This window comes from Dyadobacter sp. 3J3, assembly GCF_009801115.1.
In the GTDB taxonomy this organism is placed as follows: Bacteria; Bacteroidota; Bacteroidia; order Cytophagales; family Spirosomataceae; genus Dyadobacter.
This window is the reverse complement of the sequence record NZ_VTOL01000002.1, coordinates 514,042-532,976: the sequence shown is the minus strand read 5'-3', so window position 1 is coordinate 532,976 and position 18,935 is coordinate 514,042. Positions and strand designations below refer to the sequence as shown.

Here is an 18,935-nt window from a genome sequence, read left to right as displayed (position 1 = left end):
AATCCGCGATTTACAAATAACCGTAAAATTTAAAATTCAGTTTGCCACGTATCAAATTGACTGCTATTGTACTGCCGACACATGAATATTGTTAAAGAAAGTTAAGGAGCGATCCATACATCCTTATGTTAACTTTTTTTAAGGATAACTGCTATCGTGAAGCGTATCGATTTACATAGTTTTGACCCATCGAAATATTCCTAATGACACCAGGGTGTTGATAATAAGTAATTTGCTATTAGCACTTTGCGTCAATACTACTGTGTCTAAACATCACGGATCAAAATGAAAAATTTCAACAGGATTAATAACCTGACAGGGTGGATTGTCTTCGCCATTGCCTTACTCACTTACGCGCTCACGATGGAACAAACTGCCAGTTTTTGGGACTGCGGTGAGTTTATTGCCTGCGCTTTTAAATTACAGGTGCCGCATCCACCCGGAGCTCCATTTTTCCTGCTTATTGGCAGAATTTTTTCTATGTTCGCGCTGGGCGATGTTGCCAAAGTTGCATTTTGGGTCAATATGCTTTCTGTGTTATGCAGCGCTTTTACAATTCTTTTTCTGTATTGGACAATTGCATTGCTGGCGGGAAAACTGATTGGCAAAAAAAATGAAGATCTCAGCACTGGCGATGTAATTCTTATTACAGGTTCAGGCATTGTTGGCGCACTCGCATATGCCTGGTCGGATTCGTTCTGGTTTTCAGCGGTTGAAGCAGAAGTTTACGCGATGTCATCATTTTTTACAGCGATCGTCATATGGGCAGTTTTTAAATGGGAGAGGATAGAGGATCCCGCTGAGGAAAACAGATGGCTGATATTTATTGCATACTTAACCGGAATTTCAATTGGAGTACATTTATTAAATCTTGTTACAATTCCGGCATTGGCGCTGGTTTATTATTTCAAAAAATACCCAAAACCTTCTGTTTTTGGTGGACTTATGGCCTTTGCAGGCGGACTTGTGGTTCTGGGAATTATCAATTCCGGTATCATTCCCGGACTTCCCGGACTGGCGGGTAAATTTGAAATATTTTTTGTAAATACATTTGGGCTGCCTTATAAATCCGGCGTGATTGTTTTCGTACTATTATTTATTGGCTCTCTGGTTTGGGCAATCCGCTATGCTCACCTACAAGAAAAAATTCTACTGAATACCTGCTTACTCTCGTTTGCATTTGTCTTAATGGGTTACGCGTCCTATCTGACGGTTTTAGTCCGTTCGGAATATAATCCGCCGATTAATGAAAATGACCCAAGTGATGTTTTGAGTTTTGTATCTTATTTGAAAAGAGAACAATACGGAAGCCGGCCACTTTTGTATGGTCCTTCTTTTACTTCAAAAGCGATCAGCCAAAAACCGGAATCAACTGTTTATTCAAAAAAAGATGGCAAATATGTTATCCAGGGTCACCGGTTCGACTATGATTATGAGCCGGGAAGCAGTATGCTTTTTCCGCGCATGTACAGTACGCAGCCCGGTCATCCACAACTTTATCAGCAAATGACCGGTTTGGCGGAAGGTCAAAAGCCAACCATGCTTCAAAACATTTCATTTCTTTTCTCACATCAGCTTGGGCATATGTACTGGCGCTATTTCCTCTGGAATTTTGCTGGCCGGGAAAGTGATGAAGAAGGTGCTGGGACACTGCTTCCCTGGGATATTTCAAAGATTTATCCATCTTCTATTTCACAAAATAAAGGTCATAACAACTTTTTGATGCTCCCTTTGCTTTTAGGATTTGCCGGAATGACTGCTCTTTATTTTAAAAAGAAAAAGGATTTACTGGTGCTGGGTCTGTTGTTTATTTTGACAGGAGTTGCGCTTGTAATTTATCTTAATTCACCGCCTGTTGAACCCCGGGAACGTGATTATATTTATGTCGGCTCGTTTTATATTTTCTGCATTTGGATAGGTCTGGGTGTTATTTCGTTGGCAAATGGATTAAGAAAATGGGTTGGTGATAATTCGAAAACAGCTGTTCTGGCAAGTGCTTTCGGATTGGTAATTCCGGTAATTATGGTAGCTCAGGGTTGGGATAATCACAACCGTAGTAACCGCTACCATTCCGTTGATTTTGCCAGGAATCTGTTGAATTCCTGTGCGCCTAACGCGATTTTATTTACGGGAGGTGATAATGATACTTTTCCGCTATGGTATGTCCAGGAAGTGGAAGGTTTCAGAACGGATGTACGGGTTTGTGTGCAAACATTCCTTGGGATTGACTGGTATATCAGACAGCTGAAAAGGAAAATGAATAATTCCGAGGCATTGCCGCTATCACTGGATACCAATAGTTACGCTTTTGGGAAAAATGACTACTTGCCATTTTACGAAATTCCATCCGTAAAATCCGGAATTAATTTGAAAGAATATCTGCAACTGATTCAGCAGCAAAACCGGGCGATTCAGGTGCCGCTGACAAGTGGAGAAATGGCTTCGATCTTACCTTCTTCGATCCTTTTTTTACCGATAAATACTAAGGAAGTGGAGAAAATGAACATTGTTAAAAAGGATCTTTTGCCAATGCTAAGTGATTCTATGAGCTGGAAAATTGGCGAAAAAGATTTGTACAAGAGCGACCTCGTTATGCTTGATATTATCGCAAGCAACAATTGGAAAAGGCCGGTTTATTTTTCAAGTACAATGGGCAATTCCAATAATCTGGGTTTGAAGGAATATATGCAGCTTGAAGGATATACATACCGACTGCTTCCAGTACGTGTTCCCGGCGCTTCGGACGGATACGTGAACTCTGATATCATGTATAACAACATGATGAACAAAATGTTTTGGCGCGAGTTGGACAATAAAAATACCTATTACGATCCGACTTATCTGGGTTCACCGGTAGCCACGGCTCGAATTGCATTTTTACGTCTTACGAATCAGTTGATTGCGGAAAACCGGAAAGACGAAGCCAGGAAAGTGATTAATAAAGCGTTGGCTGTAATGCCGGATAAAAGTATCCCTTACGACCAGATTTCTTCAAATTATATCGGTCTTCTTTTTGAATTGGGAGAAAATAAAAGGGCATTGGACACAGCCAAAACGATGGCTTTGCGAGCAAACGAAAATCTTGAATTCGCTAAAAATAATGATGTTTCAAAAAGCCGGGATATTAATACCGATCTGTATATTTTACAAACAATCGTGCATGAATGCAGGGAAGCGAAACAGGAAGTGGCGGCAATGGAATACGATACTCTATTTAAAAAGCATCTGTTAGCCTTTAATTTATATAGTAAAGAAGAAGAATAAAACGTAAATTTTCTCTATGAAAATGGCCCGTATCTTAATTCGTTAAGCTACGGGCCATTTCATTATATTACTGTTTTTCAACAAATTCTTTGAGGATTTTTCCAATAATTTCATTCCAGCCCATTGCAAAATTTTCCTTTTTGAAGTCATCAATAGGTGGGAAGGTTTCCAGTCCTTCGTGTGTTAATTTCAATCGGGTTTTGTCGTCTTCCGGGAAAAGTTCGATGGTCAAAACCGAGTTTCCCGGATAGCCGTCGTAACGCCAGCTGTATGCCAGTTTTTTTTCTTCAATTACTTCCGTTACAACACAAATATGTTTGAAAGATTTACCGTCGCTTCCTCCGTAAAAGACAAACTCAAAACCAACTTCGGGCTTAAAATCTTCGATTTCAAAGTACCATTGTTTCATCTTTTCATGGTCAGAAATAGCCTGCCAGACTTTGTCTGACCTGACATTATAAATTCTTTCTATGATAAAAGGATCGTTTTTTTCTTTTTCAGTTTCCATGTTTGGTATATCATTTGTTTAAGAATTTTTCTGTTCGTGATCGAGGAAGTCACCTAATGCATCCAGCTTTTCATTCCAGAACTTACTGTATTTATCTGTCCAGTCTGACAACTGTTTTAACTTTTTTAAATCTGCTTTAATGTGTTTTTCTCGCCCGTGCATTTGAACAGTTATAAGGCCGCATTCGCTAAGAATCCGGATATGTTTTGCCACAGCCGGTCTGCTCATTTCAAATTTTTCAACTACTGCATTCAGATTCATAGATCTGGCCGAGAGTAAATTGATAATTTCCCGTCTCGTGGGGTCGGCTATTGCCTGAAAAACATCTCTTCTTGGTTGATTCATAAATTATTAATAATCTTGGAGGCTCTGGCTCATACCTTATGAGCCAAGATGTTGAATGACTGTAAAGTGAGTTTAAAACTTAAAATCACGGATTGAATAGCTGTATTAAATTCCCGCAGGTATCATCAAAAATCGCCATGGTTCCCCATTCGGTAGTTTCTGGTTCTTTTTTGAAAACAACACCGAGATTTTTCAGCCTTTCATACTCTTCGTGAATATCGTTCGGAGCAAAAACAATAGCTGGTATATTGGATTGGTAAAGTGCTTCCTGATACGTTTTTCCAATAGGATTATCGGTTGGTTCCAAAAGAAGGGTAGTGCCGTTTGGATCTTCGGGAGAAACGACAATTGCCAGATTCTCTTCTGGCATAAATAATTTTTCCTGAAAGCCTAAAATTTCGGTGTAAAATTTAAATGCTTCTTTCGGATCATTTACAAATATTCCAGCCATTCCAATTTTCATAAATTTTCATTTTAAGATTAAAAAATAAAAGGAAACCATTCGGTTCTAAATTTAATGAAACCGAATGGTTTTATGAAAAAAAATATTAAAATTTTCTACGGAACCAAACTATTTTTTCTTAATGTCTGACAGCCGATTGCAGATAGCCGATAGCCTACTTCAATATCTCAATATAAGGTGAAGTTGAAATTCCTCCCGGATTAATTCCTGGCTCAGCCTCGGGAATTGGAATTCCGAGTTTTGCGTAATACTGTATCCAGACAGGAAAAAATTGGTCGCTTCCCGGTTTTTTGAACGTCATGGGTTCAAGTGTGAAAAAATCCTTTCCGGCATTGGCTTTTTTGAATGCATCATAGATCAATTCAGAACAGTAATATTTTTTATTGTTATAAATAAATTCGTCATCATAGGGTACCCCTTTTTCTTCAAGAGCATATTTGACTGCCGTTTTAGCGATGGAGGCATATTGTTTTTTAACACGTCCTACCAATATTGGATTTGAAGTTCGTTTCAGGAAAGTTTCCAGCGGTGTTAGTTGTACTTCTTTTCCTATGGCCTCAATAATCAAAACACTGTCTTTTTGAACATATACCAGACCGATGTGCGAAAAATTTCGGCCTCCAAAACTTGTAGTTACCTGCTCTATGGCATCACAAAGTGGGCCGCAATCAAGATCCTGAAAGATAAAATCTCCGGTTTTTAGTTTGATTCCGGATGGTATTTGTGCGAATACTAGTCCAGACATAGAGGAAAAGACGAAAAATAATACGAATAATTTTTTCACTTGTTAATTTGTAATCTCATTATAATGAGATTGTTATTTGATAAATAATTTTATACCGTTTGTAGATTTCAACACAATCTGAGGGTAAATCCCGACTTTATGTTTTGGATCGATTTCAAAATCAAATCGTTTAACCACGGCTGTCAAAATGAGTTGCATTTCCATCATAGCAAATTGCTGTCCGATACATAAACGCGGACCAGCGCCAAATGGCAAATAATTGTATTTTGCCCTGTTTTTAACATTTTCAGGACTGAAATTTTCCGGATTGAAAACCAGAGGATTTTCCCAGATATTTGGGTTGCGGTGCAATTCATAAACAGACATAAATACGGAAGTTCCTTTGGGTATAAGCTGACCTTCTACTTCATCATCTTCCAATGCTTCCCGCGTCATGGTCCATGCAGGAGGGAAAAGTCTTAGGCCTTCTTCCACGACTTGTCTGGTATAGGGTAATTTCATCAACTGCTCAAAACCCGGAACGGTATCGAATATTTTTGATTCTTCACGAATTTTGGCAACAATTTCGGGCTGTTTTGCAAGTTCCAAAAGTAGCCAGCTAAGACCCGTTGCCGAAGTTTCATGCCCGGCTGCAAACATGGTAATGGCTTCATCACGTATTTGCTGATCGGTCATTTGTGCTCCGGTTTCTTCGTCTTGGCTATCCAGAAGCAGTTGAAGCAGATCATTCGGTTTTTCCTTTACTCCGTGTCTTTCGTGAATGAATTCAAAAACCAGTTTGTTAAAATATGCCAGATCTGTTTTGAACTGTGTTCTTTCTCCGTTCACATACATCAAAGGAATTCTATATGGGCGACGGACGCGCGTCACTAAATAACGCTGGGTTCTGTTAACCTGATGGAAAATCTGCATTTTGTCTTCATTGGAAATATTCCCAAATAAGGTTTTCAAAGCGATATCCGCCGTAATTCCCATCATTTTGGCATCAATATCCACAGCAGCTTTTCCTCGAAAAACTTCCAATTCGTCCAGGAAATCAGAAGTGATTTTGCCCATCGTAACAAATAATTCCTGCAATTTTTCCCGGTGAAAAGCGGGCTGGACAAGTCGACGCTGACGAAGCCAGAATTCCCCTTCACTCGTAACCAAACCATTTCCAAGGACTGGATTGAGCATTTTAGACGAACTCCCTTTTTTGTAATTTTTATTATTCGTTACTAATATATGTCTGAAAAAAGCAGGATCCCGGCTTACAATAAATTCCCGGAAAAGTTTGATTCGAAAGGTATCTCCGCAGGTGTCAAATCCTGTGCGCAATGCAAATAAGGGATCTTTGGCAAAAAGAAAAGGTGCCTGGATATCAAATTTGGCAATTTTAAATAACGGGATTTCGGACATTGAGAATCAGGGTTAATAAGTTGGTAACAAGTCGAAATTTTCCATTACTCAACCGGGGCTTAAAGTAAATAAAACCAAAGATAAATATCTGGTTTCTGACTACACTTTTCTTCTCAATATGCCACCGAATCATCTGAATAAAACGGTTAAGTCCTTTGGGATATTAAATTTAACCCGATGTATTCGTATTTACTATTTTTTTACTCCATATCAGGTGGCTTGTTTTGTTCGGTTTGTTGTTTGCATTATTCAGGGCAATAAGCGGGAAATTCTCTTTCTCAAAATTGGATAATGCAATGAGACGTTGTATCACAAGAATTTCTCATATCCAGCTAACTATTAGGTATTTATTGTTTCAATAGCCCGTTTTTGAAAGGCTCGTTTCAAAAATTTAGACAAAATGAAGAGCTCAAATTATTTCTATTAAATACAAAAGACAGAATTTTGGTTGAAGCCAGTCCTGTTGATGAAATTTGGGGAATTGGTCTGGCAGCGAATGATGAAAAAGTGAAAAGCCCGAACCAATGGAACGAGCTTAATCTTTTGGGTTTTGCTTTAATGGAAGTGCGGGATATTCTGAATAATGAGTAACCCTATTGTTTAATGGCTTATTTCTTCTTCCACAAATTCGGCAATAACTTATCGTTCAACAGCATTCGCCAAGTTCCCCAGTCGTGTGCACCGTCGCCACCGATAAAGTATTCATGTTTGATACCATGTTTTTCCAAGGCTTCATGGGTTGCTGCTGAGCGTTTTCCTACGAAATCGACTTCGGCGCTTCCATGTCCAATTAATAAATAATCAACTTTTTCCTTCACTTTCGGGTCGTTGAAAAAAGTGGCATTCATCTTTTCTGTTTCAAGATCACCTGCGCTTAAAATTCCGAAAGAACTGAAAAGATCCAGATCGTTCATGCCAACAATTTGCGTATGACGTCCGCCCATAGAAAGTCCTGAAATAGCTCTTCCTTCTCTATCTATAATCGTGCTGTAATTTTTATCAATAAAAGGTACGATTTGCGATCTTAGTTCTTTTTCAAAAATTGCATAAGTTTTTTCTATATGGTTAGGATCATTTCGGTGTAAAACCTGGTTGTTTGGCATGGCAATAATCATCGGTACGATCTTGCCTTCTGCCAAAAGATTATCAGCAATAAAGTTTGCGCGGCCATCCAGCATCCATCCGGAAGCCAACTCGCCACTACCTCCCAGTAAATATAAAACCGGATATTTTTTCTTGGGATCATAGCCTGGCGGTGTGTAAACGAATATTTCGCGCTCACCGTCCAGTACCGTCGAATGATATATGTTTCTTGTAACACTTCCATGCGCTACATTTTTTGCATCATAAAAAGCAGGTCCGTTTCCATGGACAACAACATTGCTATATCCCGGCTGATTCGATGCGCCCGTCATCGTATTATTTGGATCAACAACGGCAACGCCATCCAATAAAAAACGGTAGACATAAATATTAGGTTTGACCGGACCAACTGTTAAAGACCAAATTCCATCATCCCCTTTCTTGAACGGTACCGGATCTTTCACGCCAAGTGCCAGCAAGATCGGTCCGCCGGTTAGCTTTACTTCATGGGCATCGGGAGCTTTCAGGCGGAAAGTTATGGTATGATCATCCCGGACATCAGGTGATACTACATTCCCACCATAGGGAACAAGATTTTGCGTATTTTTCTGCGGATTCCAATCCAGATTTACATTTGCCTGCTGTGCAAATGAGACAGATGTAATAGAAAAAAATGTATAGGTAAAAAAGGAAAAGGTTTTCAGTAAATTCATTTTACATTCATGTTGATTAGTAGTTATCCCAAGCAGACTTTTTGGTATATATTGAAAAGTAAGGGTGAGAGACACAATACTCGTAAAATGAAAACAAGTTTTACTTTTCTTTTATTTTTACTAATTATTCGGCCTGGATATGACGAATACGCAATGGACAAAATACTATTGCATCCATTGCGTAATTCCATTGCGTCCATTGCGGTAAAAAGAACTTACCCGTGAAAAACCCTTTCAGAAATCCCCGTAATAGCCGGACGGTTGTAACTTCCGAAACGGTCACAAAAAGCCTGTTCCAAAGATTCCCGATGATCCGGATGTGCGATGCTGATCAGTGCCCTCGCTCTTTGCTTTAAACTTTTTCCAAATAAATCCACAATCCCGAATTCTGTTACGACCCAGTGAATATGACCTCGGGTTGTTACTACGCCTGCACCTTCTTTCAGAAATGGAACAATTCTGGAAGCACCGGACGATGTTACGGAAGGCAAGGCAATGATCGGTTTTCCTCCCTCGGAAAGTGATGCGCCGTGAATGAAATCCATTTGTCCTCCAATGCCTGAATATTGATAGGTACCCAGGGAATCTGCACAAACCTGTCCGGTCAAATCCAGTTCCAGCGCTGAATTAATTGCAGTAACCTTAGGATTTTGACGAATAATACTGGTATCATTTACATAACCGATATCCATGACCCGGATAGACGGATTATCATTTACAAAGTCATACAACTTTTTGGTGCCCACCATAAATGAAGTGACCGATTTGCCCCTATTTAGTTTTTTACGACTGTTATCAATGATGCCACTTTCAATCAGAGGAATCACACCGTCAGACAGCATTTCGGTATGTAATCCAAGATTTTTTAAATGATTCAGATTTTTTAAAACCTGATCAGGAATGGCTCCAATGCCTACCTGCAACGTGGCGCCGTCTTCAATCAGAGAAGCAATATTCTTACCGATTTGCACCGTTGCATTTTTTACATTCAACGAATAATCTACTTCCGGCAACTTAGATTCTTGCCATACCAGATCATTAATTTTGCTGATATGAACAAATCCGTCACCGTGTGTTCTGGGCATATTAGGATTGACCTGGGCAATGATATATTTTGCTGTGTCTACAACTGCTCTGGCAATATCAACCGAAGTGCCGAGAGAACAAAAACCATGTGCATCTGGCGGAGAAACCTGAATTAGTGCAACGTCAACCGGCAGTTTTCCATTTTTGATAAGTTGTGGGATTTGGCTTAGAAAGATCGGAACATAATCTCCATAATCACTATTTACCACGGAACGTGTATTGGCGGAAACAAAAAGTGAATTAAAAAAGAAGCTTTTATGATGAACAGGGTTGTTGAAATCCACATCGCCCAATGTTGTAATACTTATAAATTCAACATTTTTCAACTCCCAGTGGCGGCGTTGCAGGGCTTCAACAAGATGCACGGGTGTAGCAGCGCTTCCGTGGATGAAAACTCTGTTTCCTGATTTGATATGTTTGACCGCTTCATCGGCTGAAACGTATGTTGGAATACTCATAGCTTTAATTTTGAACGTTTTTATAAGTTTTCAGAATCAAACCTCGATTTTGAAAATCGTTTTATGATGTAAATTTCATCGAATTGTATTCGCTGGGAAATGATAAAAGTTTGGTTGAAATATGACCATAATCAGTTTACTGACAGTCCTTAAAATAATTTTTTGAAAATTTATTTTTTTTATATAATTGACAAATAATGTGTTATGATTATGTAATTTAAAGTTACATAGTTCTATCTTAATTGGTAGTCAATGCAACAACCGCATATTTTTGTGAGTATTGACAAGTAAAGCATATTATGAAATTGTAAAATTTCCTTGCACGATTTTTGTATATCAAATTGTAATACGAGAAACCTGAAGAGACTTTTAAATTTTGTTCGCACATCCCGAAATAAAATAACAGACTTATGATCATTCAATTTTGCGGATTATCAGGAGCAGGTAAGACAACCCTGGCAGAAAATACGAAAAACCAGCTTCTGGGAAATGGTATTTGTGCCGAGATCATTGACGGAGATGTTTACCGTAGTAAACTTTGCAAAGATCTGGGTTTTTCAAAAGCCGACAGGCAGGAGAATATTAGAAGACTTGGTTTTATCGCCAGCCGGTTTTCCGCCCAGGGGATCGTCGCCATTATGAGCGTTATTAATCCTTATGAGGAAACGAGAGCGGAATTGCTCCGGGAATATCCAAACGTCAAAACCATTTTTCTGGATTGCCCTATAGAAGTTTTATATCAGCGTGATACCAAAGGTTTGTATAAAAGAACGCTCCTGGCTGATGATGATCCCCAAAAAGTAAGGAATCTTACCGGTATAAATGACATGTTTGAAAAACCTGAACGCCCCGATCTTTATATTAATACTTCAGAGAAAACGATCGCAGAAAGTACCACAGATTTGTGTGATTTGATACTGAAAAATATCAATTCCCAAAATCAACGAACCCGGAAATTAAACGAGTCATTTGTCAAATCCCGGATTTATGCAAAATAAAATACTGATTATTGCCGGAATGCACCGGTCTGGTACGTCTTTGACTACGCAGTGGTTGTATCGTTGCGGCCTAAATGTAGGTGAAAATCTTTTGGGTGCAGGAATTGGCAATGACGATGGTCATTACGAGGACATTGACTTTTATGAAGCGCAAAAACAGATTCTTAGAAATAAAAATATAGAGGATTCAGGTTTTACTGAAACGCCAGTGCCGGCGTTAATGATTGAAGAAAAGGAATTTTTGAAAAACATTATTTCAAAGAAAAACCAGGCAGCCGGAGAATGGGGATGGAAAGATCCACGAACCTGTCTTTTTCTTAGGGATTATGAAGATCTATTACCCGAAGCTTATTATCTGATTGTATTCCGGGATTGGAAATCAACCGTAAGTTCATTGATCAGCAGAACTTATAAAATTATCTATCCAACGGATGATATCGTTATAAAGGGCCTTTTTAAGGGATATCGCAAGAAGCTGGAAGTGAAAAGGAGGATCGAGGAATTGTGCAAAGAAAAAGCAACTAATTTTCTTAAAATCTGGATATTGTATAACAAGGAGATATTGAAATCCATGTCACGTTTGTCAAAAGACAATTATGCAGTTGTAAATTTTGGAGCACTTTTGGAATCAGACAAAAATGTATTTCATAAGCTTACCGATCATTGGAATTTTGGACTTCAATATATAAGTTTTAAAGAGATTTATAAACCGAAACTGATCAGTAAAGAAATTAATACAACCCAATTTATCGATAAGGTACTGATTGCAGAAGCTGAAAAAATTGAGACCATTTTACATAAAAAAACCACTTTTTAAAAGTGGTTTTTTTATGTAAAATGGGTTAAGTTATGGTATTCCTTTCTCAGGAATCGAAATCTGTCGAAACGGTGATGGCTCTATATTCTTCAAGATTTTTGGTCATTGTTTCAATTTTTCCCTGAGCCATTTCGTAAGAATCCTTGCCGAGGAAAAGATGCACTGGAATATTTTCTTTCGTTGCAATTTTGATCAAAATGGCTACTGCTTTTTCCGGATCTCCGGGCTGATTTCCATCGATTTCCTTTTCATGCGCTTGTACCGATGCCCGTGCACCGGCATAATCTTCGATAACATTTTTAGGAGCCACCATGGATTCGCTTGATAGAAAATCTGTGCGGAAATAACCAGGATAAATTACGGTGGCAGAAATTCCCAATTCTTTCACTTCCGAGGCAAGGGCTTCGGTGAAACCTGCCACGGCAAACTTGGTTGAACAATATATTCCAACACCAGGAAAATCTGCTCTAAAACCTCCGATTGAAGATATATTAAAGATTTTTCCGGAACCGTTCGCTCTCATGTAAGGAAGTGTCTGGCGAATTACATTAAGTGAGCCAAAGACATTGATATCGAAATTGTGGCGGGCCTCTTCATCGCTTAATTCCTCAACCGCACCAAACAACCCGTAACCGGCATTATTGACTAAAACATCAATTTGCCCGAATTTCTCAATTGTTTTTGACACTGCATCTTTGACACTTTGTTCGCTTGTGATGCTTACTTCCAGTGGAAGAAAACTTTCAGATTCGGCTGATCCAACAGCTTTGCTTAGTGAATCCATTGTTCTGGAAGTTGCTGCTACGCTATATCCGGCTGACAGTAATTGTTTTACGAGTGAAAGTCCCAGGCCTTTGGAAGCGCCTGTTACAAACCATACTTTTTTATTTTCCATTTGTTTCGCTATTATAATTTGATGAAACAAAGGTAGTATGGTGAATCAGGCGCGACATTGCGGATGGCAAACCAATGATTACGAAATTCAAACAATAGACATTTATTTGGATTTTGAGGAAATGTAATTTTAAATTTCCTGTATAATCACTTTTTTATTAACCATTTCATAAAAAAGCCAGCCTGATATTTCAGACTGGTAATTCGAAACTATAATTCTTATACTATTTAAATCGAACGGAAAGCCGTTGGGGTAATTTCTGTTTGTTTCTTGAAAAAATTATTGAAATGGGCTGCTTCTTCAAATCCCAGGCAATAGCTGATTTCAGAAATATTCCAGTTGGAATGTTTGAGTAAGGCCTTTGCTTCGTTGGTTATTCTTTCTGCGATATGGTGTGAGGTAGTTTTTCCTGTCGTGGCTTTTAATGCTCTGTTCAAATGGTTGACATGAACAGAAAGTTTTTCAGCATAATCCTGAGCCGAACGCATGGTAAATCGCTGTGACGGAGATTCGATTGGGAACTGTCTTTCCAGTAATTCGCCGAAAATGGATGTAATTCGTGTATTCGCATCGGCATGCTGATATAACATTTCAGTGGGTTCCATTTTAAGGGCATAGTGAATCAACTCCGTTACATAATTACGAATCAAATCATATTTGAAACGATAATTGGAATCCAGCTCTTCTCTCATTTTCTGAAATATCTGCGAAACGTGAAAATCCTGCTCCGGAGTCAGTGAATAAGAAGGCTTGTTTCCGGGCATGAACATCGGTAGATCACCAATTCCACCTCTCATCTTTTCTGTGAAAAAAAACTCCTTGAAAATGCAGAAATGACCGGTCAGATCCTCAGGGGCGTTTCCGGATAAGAGCGTATATGGTATTTGAGGATTAAAAAAAATGAGCGTACTGCCTTCTATTTCAATACTTTTATCAGCATAATGGTAAACGTTTTTACCGCGTACCAGACTGATTTTATAGAAATCCCGGCGACTGTATTTTACCGGATGTCCAATACAATCTTCCAACCTGAAAACATTGAAATGGCCTGGTTCATGTTGCAGGTTTTCAGGTAAAGTATTGAATTTGTTTATGTAAAAATCTTCTATCGATTCGGTATTTGTTTTCATGGCAGGATCGGAAGTAACTGACAAATTTTAAAGGGTGGTTTGGTCTTATTTCATCAATACAAAAGTAATGCTAAACCTTGTCAATAAATTACTGAAAACAAACAGAAGATTGCGAAATTCAAACAATTTTTATTGGAAGACTTTAAATTCATCTGCATTGATTTTGTGATTGTTTACCTTTGCGGCATGGAATATTTTAAAAAGCTGCTTGATTTATTAAAAATAGAAAGAGAAGAAGATCGTCAGTCTTATCTTAAACTTACTGAATCAACTTCCGTTTCTGAACGCAGGGCAAACGGACTTGCATGGTATCCGATTGCAATCCGCGGACAGGAAATGAGCCGGGGAGATTATGTTACGGTTGAAGTGGAAAGGACCACGCATCAGGATATTTCCCATCAGTTGAGGTTTGGTATGCCTGCGGTTTTGTTTTCAAATCATGAACCAAAAAAGGATAGAGTTGAAGGGACGATAACGCACCAAAGTGGTAACCGTCTCAAAATCACCTTGCGAACGGACGAATTGCCGGATTGGTCGCGTGATGGAAAACTCGGTATTGATCTGCTTTTTGACGACAACAGTTATGACGAAATGCAAAATGCGCTTAAAACTGCATCTGCTGTCGACGAGAAAACGGATGAAGGGCGATTAGTGAAAATTCTTACCGGAGAAAAAGAGCCTACTTTTAAAACTGAAATTCCACCTTATATTTTTCCCAAATTAAATACATCGCAACAATTTGCGGTTAATAAAATTCTTGTTGCCAATGAACTTGCGGTGGTCCATGGGCCTCCGGGAACCGGTAAAACCACGACTTTGGTTGAAGCGATCAAAGCCTTAATTAAACAAGATAAGAAACAGATTCTCGTTGTTGCGCCCAGTAACACTGCGGTTGATTTGTTAAGTGAAAAACTTTCCGATCAGGGTTTGAATGTACTCCGTGTTGGAAATCCTGCACGCGTTTCAGAACGACTTATGTCTCTGACACTGGATAGCAAAATGTCTGCACACCCTGGAATGAAGGAAATGAAAACGCTTAAAAAACAAGCGAATGAGTATAAAAACATGGCTCATAAGTATAAACGTAGTTTTGGAAAAGCGGAGCGGGAGCAGCGGAAGGCACTTTTTGATGAAGCACACAGGATTATGAAAGATGTCGGGAAATCCGAGCAATATATTATTGATGACCTGGTTGCAAAAGCGCAGGTAATCACGGCTACGCTTGTTGGTTCAAATCATTACACGGTCCGTAATTTGAAATACAACACCGTTGTAATTGACGAAGCCGGACAAGCGCTTGAACCCGCATGCTGGGTCCCGATTTTAAAAGCGCAAAAAGTCATTTTGGCAGGAGATCATTGCCAACTTTCGCCAACTATTAAGTCAAATGAAGCAGCGAAAAAAGGTTTGGCAACTACGTTACTGGAAAAATGTGTAGCGATGCATCCGGAATCTGTGACGCTTTTGGAAGAACAATACCGGATGAATGAGCAAATTATGGGGTACTCTTCAAAAGTATTTTATGATGACAAACTGAAAGCCAATATTTCAGTTGCCCATCATGTATTATTTCCTGATGCAGTGCCACTTGAATTTATTGATACAGCTGGTTGTGGTTTTGATGAAAAACTGGAAGGAACAAGTTCAACAAACCCAGAAGAAGCAGCATTTGTATTCAAACATCTTGGGCAGTTGGTTGCGGAGCTTGCTGCTAAAACAGGAGCGAATGGAGCATTGTTGTACAGTAAAGAAACCTTTCCAAGTATTGCAATAATTTCTCCGTACAAACAACAAATTTATATTTTGAAAGACCAGTTGCTGCATAGTCCGGCGCTTCAAATATATGGTGATAAAATTTCTGTTAATACAATCGACAGTTTCCAGGGACAGGAGCGCGATGTTGTATATATCAGTATGACGCGAAGTAATCCGGAAGGTGAAATCGGATTTTTATCTGACATTCGAAGAATGAATGTGGCTATGACCCGTGCGAGAAAAAAGCTGGTAGTGATCGGGGACAGCGCGACATTATCTTCTTTGCCTTTTTATTCCGATTTTATCACCTATGCAGAAAAACTGGATGCTTATCATAGTGCCTGGGAATTTGCAGATTTATGATAAACTAATTCCTCGTTGGAAGAACTTAGTTGCTTTCTTAGTTTATCTCCCACAACACCCAGAAGATATGTTGCTAGTGAACCGGCCAGGAGACTGATTTCTTTGTTACTATCTTTTTGTTTTATTGCAATGCCGGTAAGGGCCGCAATGATTGTCGTCAGATAATATGGATCATTCAGTCTGTTTGAAATAACAACACCCAAACCGGTTGTTATGGGAAGTACACCAAGCGTCCATTTTTTTGCATCATCCGGTTTTTTCATGTAACCTGCTTCTTGTACAAGCGTGGTGGCACTAACGGCGGATGCGGCCGTAAGCCAGCCAGTGTATAGACTAATTGATTTTCTGATCACATTTTCAGGTCCGGTCACTTCCGTTTGTCCGATTTCCAGAGCCCGATGAAGTCCAATAGCGACTGGTAACATACTAATGGTGGTAATGGCAGCACCAATTCTGCTTTTTTTGTCAGATTTTGAAAAGAAATATCCAAAAACGCCTGTTAGTAGATAGCTTATTCTGAGCCAAGGTTGCGCTTTTTGATAGCGCTGATTTGAAATTTGCGACGGCAAAGTCTGATGTATTGCCAGAGCCAGTGTTCCAATATAAATCGTTGACCAAACAATTCCAAAAGTAGCGTTTGCCGGTGTAACAAGGTTTTTGTCTACTTTCTTCTGACGTTTTTCATCCAACGGAGTTTCGATTAGTTTTTTGCGTGGGCGGCTGAAAAAGTACGTGCCCACCATACCGCCAATTACGATTGCTGCTGTAATGTAACGTCCTGTTTTTAAATCTTTCATCTTGCGAAGTGTGTAAAATTATGGAACAATAATTATCCAGCCTTTTTAAGCCAGACTCGTTAAAAAATAAAATTATTATGCCAGAATTTTACCGAAGTGCAGACTAATGAATATAGGAAACCTGAGAAAGCCTTAATCCTGAATCGAATTCGTATAATCTTGGAACGCCGGTTGCCAGGTTAACATCTGCAATTTTGGTTTCGCTTATTTTTTCAAGATACATCATCAGCGCGCGAAGGCTATTTCCGTGTGCAACGATGATGATGTTTTTGTTGGCTCTCAGTTTTGGTTCAATTTCCTTGATATAATAAGGAACTACGCGGTCATAAGTATCTTTCAGACTTTCTCCGTTTGGCGGTACCACATCATAGCTTCTCCTCCATGTCAGAACCTGGGCCGGACCATATTTTTTGATCATTTCAAGTTTATCAAGTCCCTGTAAATCGCCGTAACTTCTTTCATTGAAAGCAGCCGTTTTCGTTACGGGAATCGTTGTTTTGCCAATCTCCGTAAGAATAATGTTAAGTGTATGACTGGCTCTCACCAATACCGACGTGTAGGCTTCGTCGAGGTCGTATTTTTTTATTAATCTTCCAGCATTTCTGGCTTCCATTTCACCGGTAGAAGTTAACTCTACATCAGTGCTGCCGGTAAATTTGTTTTGTAAATTCCATTCGGATTGGCCATGTCTTACGATTATTAAATTCGGCATACGTTACGATTAGGGTTGCAGAAATCATTTGTAAAGTCTTCACTTTAAAAGGTTTTCATGATAATGGAAAACGCTCTCTTGTAAATGTAACGCAAATGCCCGGCATACGGTGTCCTGATTTTATGGTTTACTTATTGTTTTGGAGGAAAATCAAAAATTACCAAAATGTCAGTTCGCCCGGAATATCCAGGCGAACTGACATTTTTATGCATCCGCTATTGTCATTACGACCCTACCATCAATTTTACCCGCTTTCATTTTGTCAAAAACTGAATTGATATCTTCTAGTTTTGCTGTGTGAACTGTCGCTTTTACTTTCCCATCAAGTGCAAATTCAACAGCTTCCTGAAGATCCTTTCTCGTACCAACAATGGAACCGCGAATGGTATATCGATTCAGAACAGTTTCAAAAATCGGCAGATCAAAACTTCCTGGCGGCAATCCGTTCAAAGCGATCGTTCCTTTTCTTCGTAACATAGAAATTCCCTGTTTGAACGCGATCGGGGAAACGGCTGTAACCAACACACCTTGCATACCACCAGTTTCCTTTTTTAGAATTTCACCTGGATCCTGTTCCATGGCATTTACAGTTATATCAGCCCCTAATTGTTTTGCTAAATCAAGTTTGTCTTTGCTTATATCAATTGCGGCCACATGCATTCCCATCGCTTTTGCATATTGCACAGCCAAATGTCCCAGACCACCAATTCCGGAGATCGCGACCCATTCACCCGCCTTGGTTTCTGTTTCTTTCAGACCTTTATAAACTGTCACACCTGCGCAAAGAATTGGGGCCATTTCAATCATGTTGGTATTGGATGGCAAGTGGGCTACATATCTGGCATCTGCGATAACATATTCGGCATAACTTCCATCGACACTGTAACCACCGTTTTGCTGGGTTTCGCATAGGGTTTCCCAGCCGGTTATACAAAATTCACAACAGCCACAAGCGCTGTAAAGCCAGGGAACACCTACAATATCTCCTTCTTTTACCTGATTGACATCCGGCCCGAGCGCTACCACGTATCCAATTCCTTCGTGTCCCGGAATAAGCGGCATCTTTGGTTTTACGGGCCAGTCGCCCTCTGTAGCATGTAAATCCGTGTGGCAAACACCGCTGGCAATTACTTTGACCAGAATTTGATTTCTTCCAGGTTCTTTCACCGGCATTTCTTCAATTTGAAGCGGTTTGCCAAACTCATGGACAACGGCGGCTTTCATTTTCTTTGGTAACATACGGAAGAATTTAAGGATTTCTTGATATCGAATTGTAAAGTTCGACTTCCCCACATCTCACTCTTATGACAGTCGTCATCCTTTAATATGACATATAACCTATCGATTCTGTACTCTATTTTAAGGCTGGAACAAAAGTTGTATAGATTGGGCCTAAAAGGATATT

17 protein-coding genes are annotated in these 18,935 nt (G+C 39.4%); 5 read left to right on the top strand and 12 right to left on the bottom strand.

Features of this window, described 5'->3' with window-relative positions; genetic code table 11:
- Window positions 1–285 precede the first annotated feature (285 nt).
- Window positions 286–3,264, top strand: a complete 2,979-nt coding sequence (locus tag FZF08_RS06125) for a DUF2723 domain-containing protein (protein WP_159467748.1) — start codon at window positions 286–288, stop codon at window positions 3,262–3,264.
- Between the two features lie 67 nt (window positions 3,265–3,331).
- Here FZF08_RS06125 and FZF08_RS06120 read toward each other — a convergent pair whose 3' ends face one another.
- From FZF08_RS06120 to FZF08_RS06100, 5 genes are all read right to left on the bottom strand, one after another.
- On the bottom strand, window positions 3,332–3,772 hold the full coding sequence (locus FZF08_RS06120; protein ID WP_159467747.1) for an SRPBCC domain-containing protein: 441 nt from the start codon (window positions 3,770–3,772) through the stop codon (window positions 3,332–3,334).
- A gap of 18 nt (window positions 3,773–3,790) precedes the next feature.
- Window positions 3,791–4,117: a helix-turn-helix transcriptional regulator gene (locus FZF08_RS06115; protein ID WP_159467746.1), complete on the bottom strand. Its 327-nt coding sequence runs from the start codon at window positions 4,115–4,117 to the stop codon at window positions 3,791–3,793.
- A gap of 85 nt (window positions 4,118–4,202) precedes the next feature.
- Entirely contained in the window at window positions 4,203–4,580 is a 378-nt protein-coding gene (locus FZF08_RS06110) for a VOC family protein (RefSeq protein WP_159467745.1), read from the bottom strand.
- 154 nt (window positions 4,581–4,734) lie between these two features.
- Window positions 4,735–5,325, bottom strand: coding sequence for a YiiX/YebB-like N1pC/P60 family cysteine hydrolase (locus tag FZF08_RS06105; RefSeq protein ID WP_159467744.1), 591 nt, complete (start codon window positions 5,323–5,325; stop codon window positions 4,735–4,737).
- A 72-nt stretch (window positions 5,326–5,397) separates the two neighbouring features.
- Window positions 5,398–6,723: a cytochrome P450 gene (locus FZF08_RS06100; protein WP_159467743.1), complete on the bottom strand. Its 1,326-nt coding sequence runs from the start codon at window positions 6,721–6,723 to the stop codon at window positions 5,398–5,400.
- A 369-nt stretch (window positions 6,724–7,092) separates the two neighbouring features.
- On the opposite strand from FZF08_RS06100, the gene FZF08_RS06095 reads away from it, so the two are divergent.
- Window positions 7,093–7,314, top strand: a complete 222-nt coding sequence (locus FZF08_RS06095) for an NADAR domain-containing protein (protein ID WP_229216432.1) — start codon at window positions 7,093–7,095, stop codon at window positions 7,312–7,314.
- 17 nt (window positions 7,315–7,331) lie between these two features.
- Here FZF08_RS06095 and FZF08_RS06090 read toward each other — a convergent pair whose 3' ends face one another.
- Both FZF08_RS06090 and FZF08_RS06085 read right to left on the bottom strand, forming a co-directional pair.
- Window positions 7,332–8,519 (bottom strand): esterase, encoded by a 1,188-nt coding sequence (locus FZF08_RS06090; RefSeq protein WP_159467742.1) that lies wholly within the window; start codon window positions 8,517–8,519, stop codon window positions 7,332–7,334.
- A 215-nt stretch (window positions 8,520–8,734) separates the two neighbouring features.
- Complete coding sequence (locus FZF08_RS06085; protein WP_159467741.1) at window positions 8,735–10,063, bottom strand: acetyl-CoA hydrolase/transferase family protein; 1,329 nt, start codon at window positions 10,061–10,063, stop codon at window positions 8,735–8,737.
- A 410-nt stretch (window positions 10,064–10,473) separates the two neighbouring features.
- On the opposite strand from FZF08_RS06085, the gene cysC reads away from it, so the two are divergent.
- A complete protein-coding gene (gene cysC / locus FZF08_RS06080; RefSeq protein WP_159467740.1) occupies window positions 10,474–11,061 on the top strand; it encodes an adenylyl-sulfate kinase in 588 nt (195 codons plus the stop codon).
- On the top strand, window positions 11,051–11,878 hold the full coding sequence (locus tag FZF08_RS06075) for a hypothetical protein (protein ID WP_159467739.1): 828 nt from the start codon (window positions 11,051–11,053) through the stop codon (window positions 11,876–11,878). Before cysC ends, FZF08_RS06075 begins: the two co-directional genes overlap by 11 nt.
- 46 nt (window positions 11,879–11,924) lie before the next feature.
- On the opposite strand, the gene FZF08_RS06070 is transcribed toward FZF08_RS06075, so the two are convergent.
- Window positions 11,925–12,773 carry an oxidoreductase gene (locus FZF08_RS06070; RefSeq protein ID WP_159467738.1) on the bottom strand — a complete coding sequence of 283 codons (849 nt, stop codon included), beginning with the start codon at window positions 12,771–12,773 and terminating at the stop codon, window positions 11,925–11,927.
- A 227-nt stretch (window positions 12,774–13,000) separates the two neighbouring features.
- A complete protein-coding gene (locus FZF08_RS06065; RefSeq protein WP_159467737.1) occupies window positions 13,001–13,903 on the bottom strand; it encodes an AraC family transcriptional regulator in 903 nt (300 codons plus the stop codon).
- A 186-nt stretch (window positions 13,904–14,089) separates the two neighbouring features.
- Here FZF08_RS06065 and FZF08_RS06060 point away from each other — a divergent pair, with 186 nt between their 5' ends.
- Window positions 14,090–16,021, top strand: a complete 1,932-nt coding sequence (locus tag FZF08_RS06060; RefSeq protein ID WP_159467736.1) for an AAA domain-containing protein — start codon at window positions 14,090–14,092, stop codon at window positions 16,019–16,021.
- On the opposite strand, the gene FZF08_RS06055 is transcribed toward FZF08_RS06060, so the two are convergent.
- The 3 genes from FZF08_RS06055 to adhP form a co-directional block, all read right to left on the bottom strand.
- Complete coding sequence (locus FZF08_RS06055; RefSeq protein ID WP_159467735.1) at window positions 15,991–16,818, bottom strand: tryptophan-rich sensory protein; 828 nt, start codon at window positions 16,816–16,818, stop codon at window positions 15,991–15,993. The genes FZF08_RS06060 and FZF08_RS06055 overlap by 31 nt on opposite strands.
- Window positions 16,819–16,921: 103 nt before the next feature.
- Window positions 16,922–17,530 (bottom strand): 2,3-diphosphoglycerate-dependent phosphoglycerate mutase, encoded by a 609-nt coding sequence (locus FZF08_RS06050; RefSeq protein ID WP_159467734.1) that lies wholly within the window; start codon window positions 17,528–17,530, stop codon window positions 16,922–16,924.
- Between the two features lie 204 nt (window positions 17,531–17,734).
- On the bottom strand, window positions 17,735–18,769 hold the full coding sequence (gene adhP / locus FZF08_RS06045; protein ID WP_159467733.1) for an alcohol dehydrogenase AdhP: 1,035 nt from the start codon (window positions 18,767–18,769) through the stop codon (window positions 17,735–17,737).
- Window positions 18,770–18,935: the final 166 nt, after the last annotated feature.

Excerpts from the sequence above, each read along its gene's own strand:
- FZF08_RS06055 (WP_159467735.1), bottom strand. The coding sequence starts at position 16,818 with ATGAAAGATTTAAAAACAGGACGTTACATTACAGCAGCAATCGTAATT.
- FZF08_RS06125 (WP_159467748.1), top strand. The coding sequence starts at position 286 with ATGAAAAATTTCAACAGGATTAATAACCTGACAGGGTGGATTGTCTTC.
- FZF08_RS06100 (WP_159467743.1), bottom strand. The coding sequence starts at position 6,723 with ATGTCCGAAATCCCGTTATTTAAAATTGCCAAATTTGATATCCAGGCA.
- FZF08_RS06050 (WP_159467734.1), bottom strand. The coding sequence starts at position 17,530 with ATGCCGAATTTAATAATCGTAAGACATGGCCAATCCGAATGGAATTTA.
- FZF08_RS06110 (WP_159467745.1), bottom strand. The coding sequence starts at position 4,580 with ATGAAAATTGGAATGGCTGGAATATTTGTAAATGATCCGAAAGAAGCA.
- FZF08_RS06060 (WP_159467736.1), top strand. The coding sequence starts at position 14,090 with ATGGAATATTTTAAAAAGCTGCTTGATTTATTAAAAATAGAAAGAGAA.
- FZF08_RS06120 (WP_159467747.1), bottom strand. The coding sequence starts at position 3,772 with ATGGAAACTGAAAAAGAAAAAAACGATCCTTTTATCATAGAAAGAATT.
- FZF08_RS06075 (WP_159467739.1), top strand. The coding sequence starts at position 11,051 with ATGCAAAATAAAATACTGATTATTGCCGGAATGCACCGGTCTGGTACG.
- FZF08_RS06070 (WP_159467738.1), bottom strand. The coding sequence starts at position 12,773 with ATGGAAAATAAAAAAGTATGGTTTGTAACAGGCGCTTCCAAAGGCCTG.
- FZF08_RS06085 (WP_159467741.1), bottom strand. The coding sequence starts at position 10,063 with ATGAGTATTCCAACATACGTTTCAGCCGATGAAGCGGTCAAACATATC.
- FZF08_RS06105 (WP_159467744.1), bottom strand. The coding sequence starts at position 5,325 with ATGTCTGGACTAGTATTCGCACAAATACCATCCGGAATCAAACTAAAA.
- FZF08_RS06090 (WP_159467742.1), bottom strand. The coding sequence starts at position 8,519 with ATGAATTTACTGAAAACCTTTTCCTTTTTTACCTATACATTTTTTTCT.
- adhP (WP_159467733.1), bottom strand. The coding sequence starts at position 18,769 with ATGTTACCAAAGAAAATGAAAGCCGCCGTTGTCCATGAGTTTGGCAAA.
- cysC (WP_159467740.1), top strand. The coding sequence starts at position 10,474 with ATGATCATTCAATTTTGCGGATTATCAGGAGCAGGTAAGACAACCCTG.
- FZF08_RS06065 (WP_159467737.1), bottom strand. The coding sequence starts at position 13,903 with ATGAAAACAAATACCGAATCGATAGAAGATTTTTACATAAACAAATTC.
- FZF08_RS06115 (WP_159467746.1), bottom strand. The coding sequence starts at position 4,117 with ATGAATCAACCAAGAAGAGATGTTTTTCAGGCAATAGCCGACCCCACG.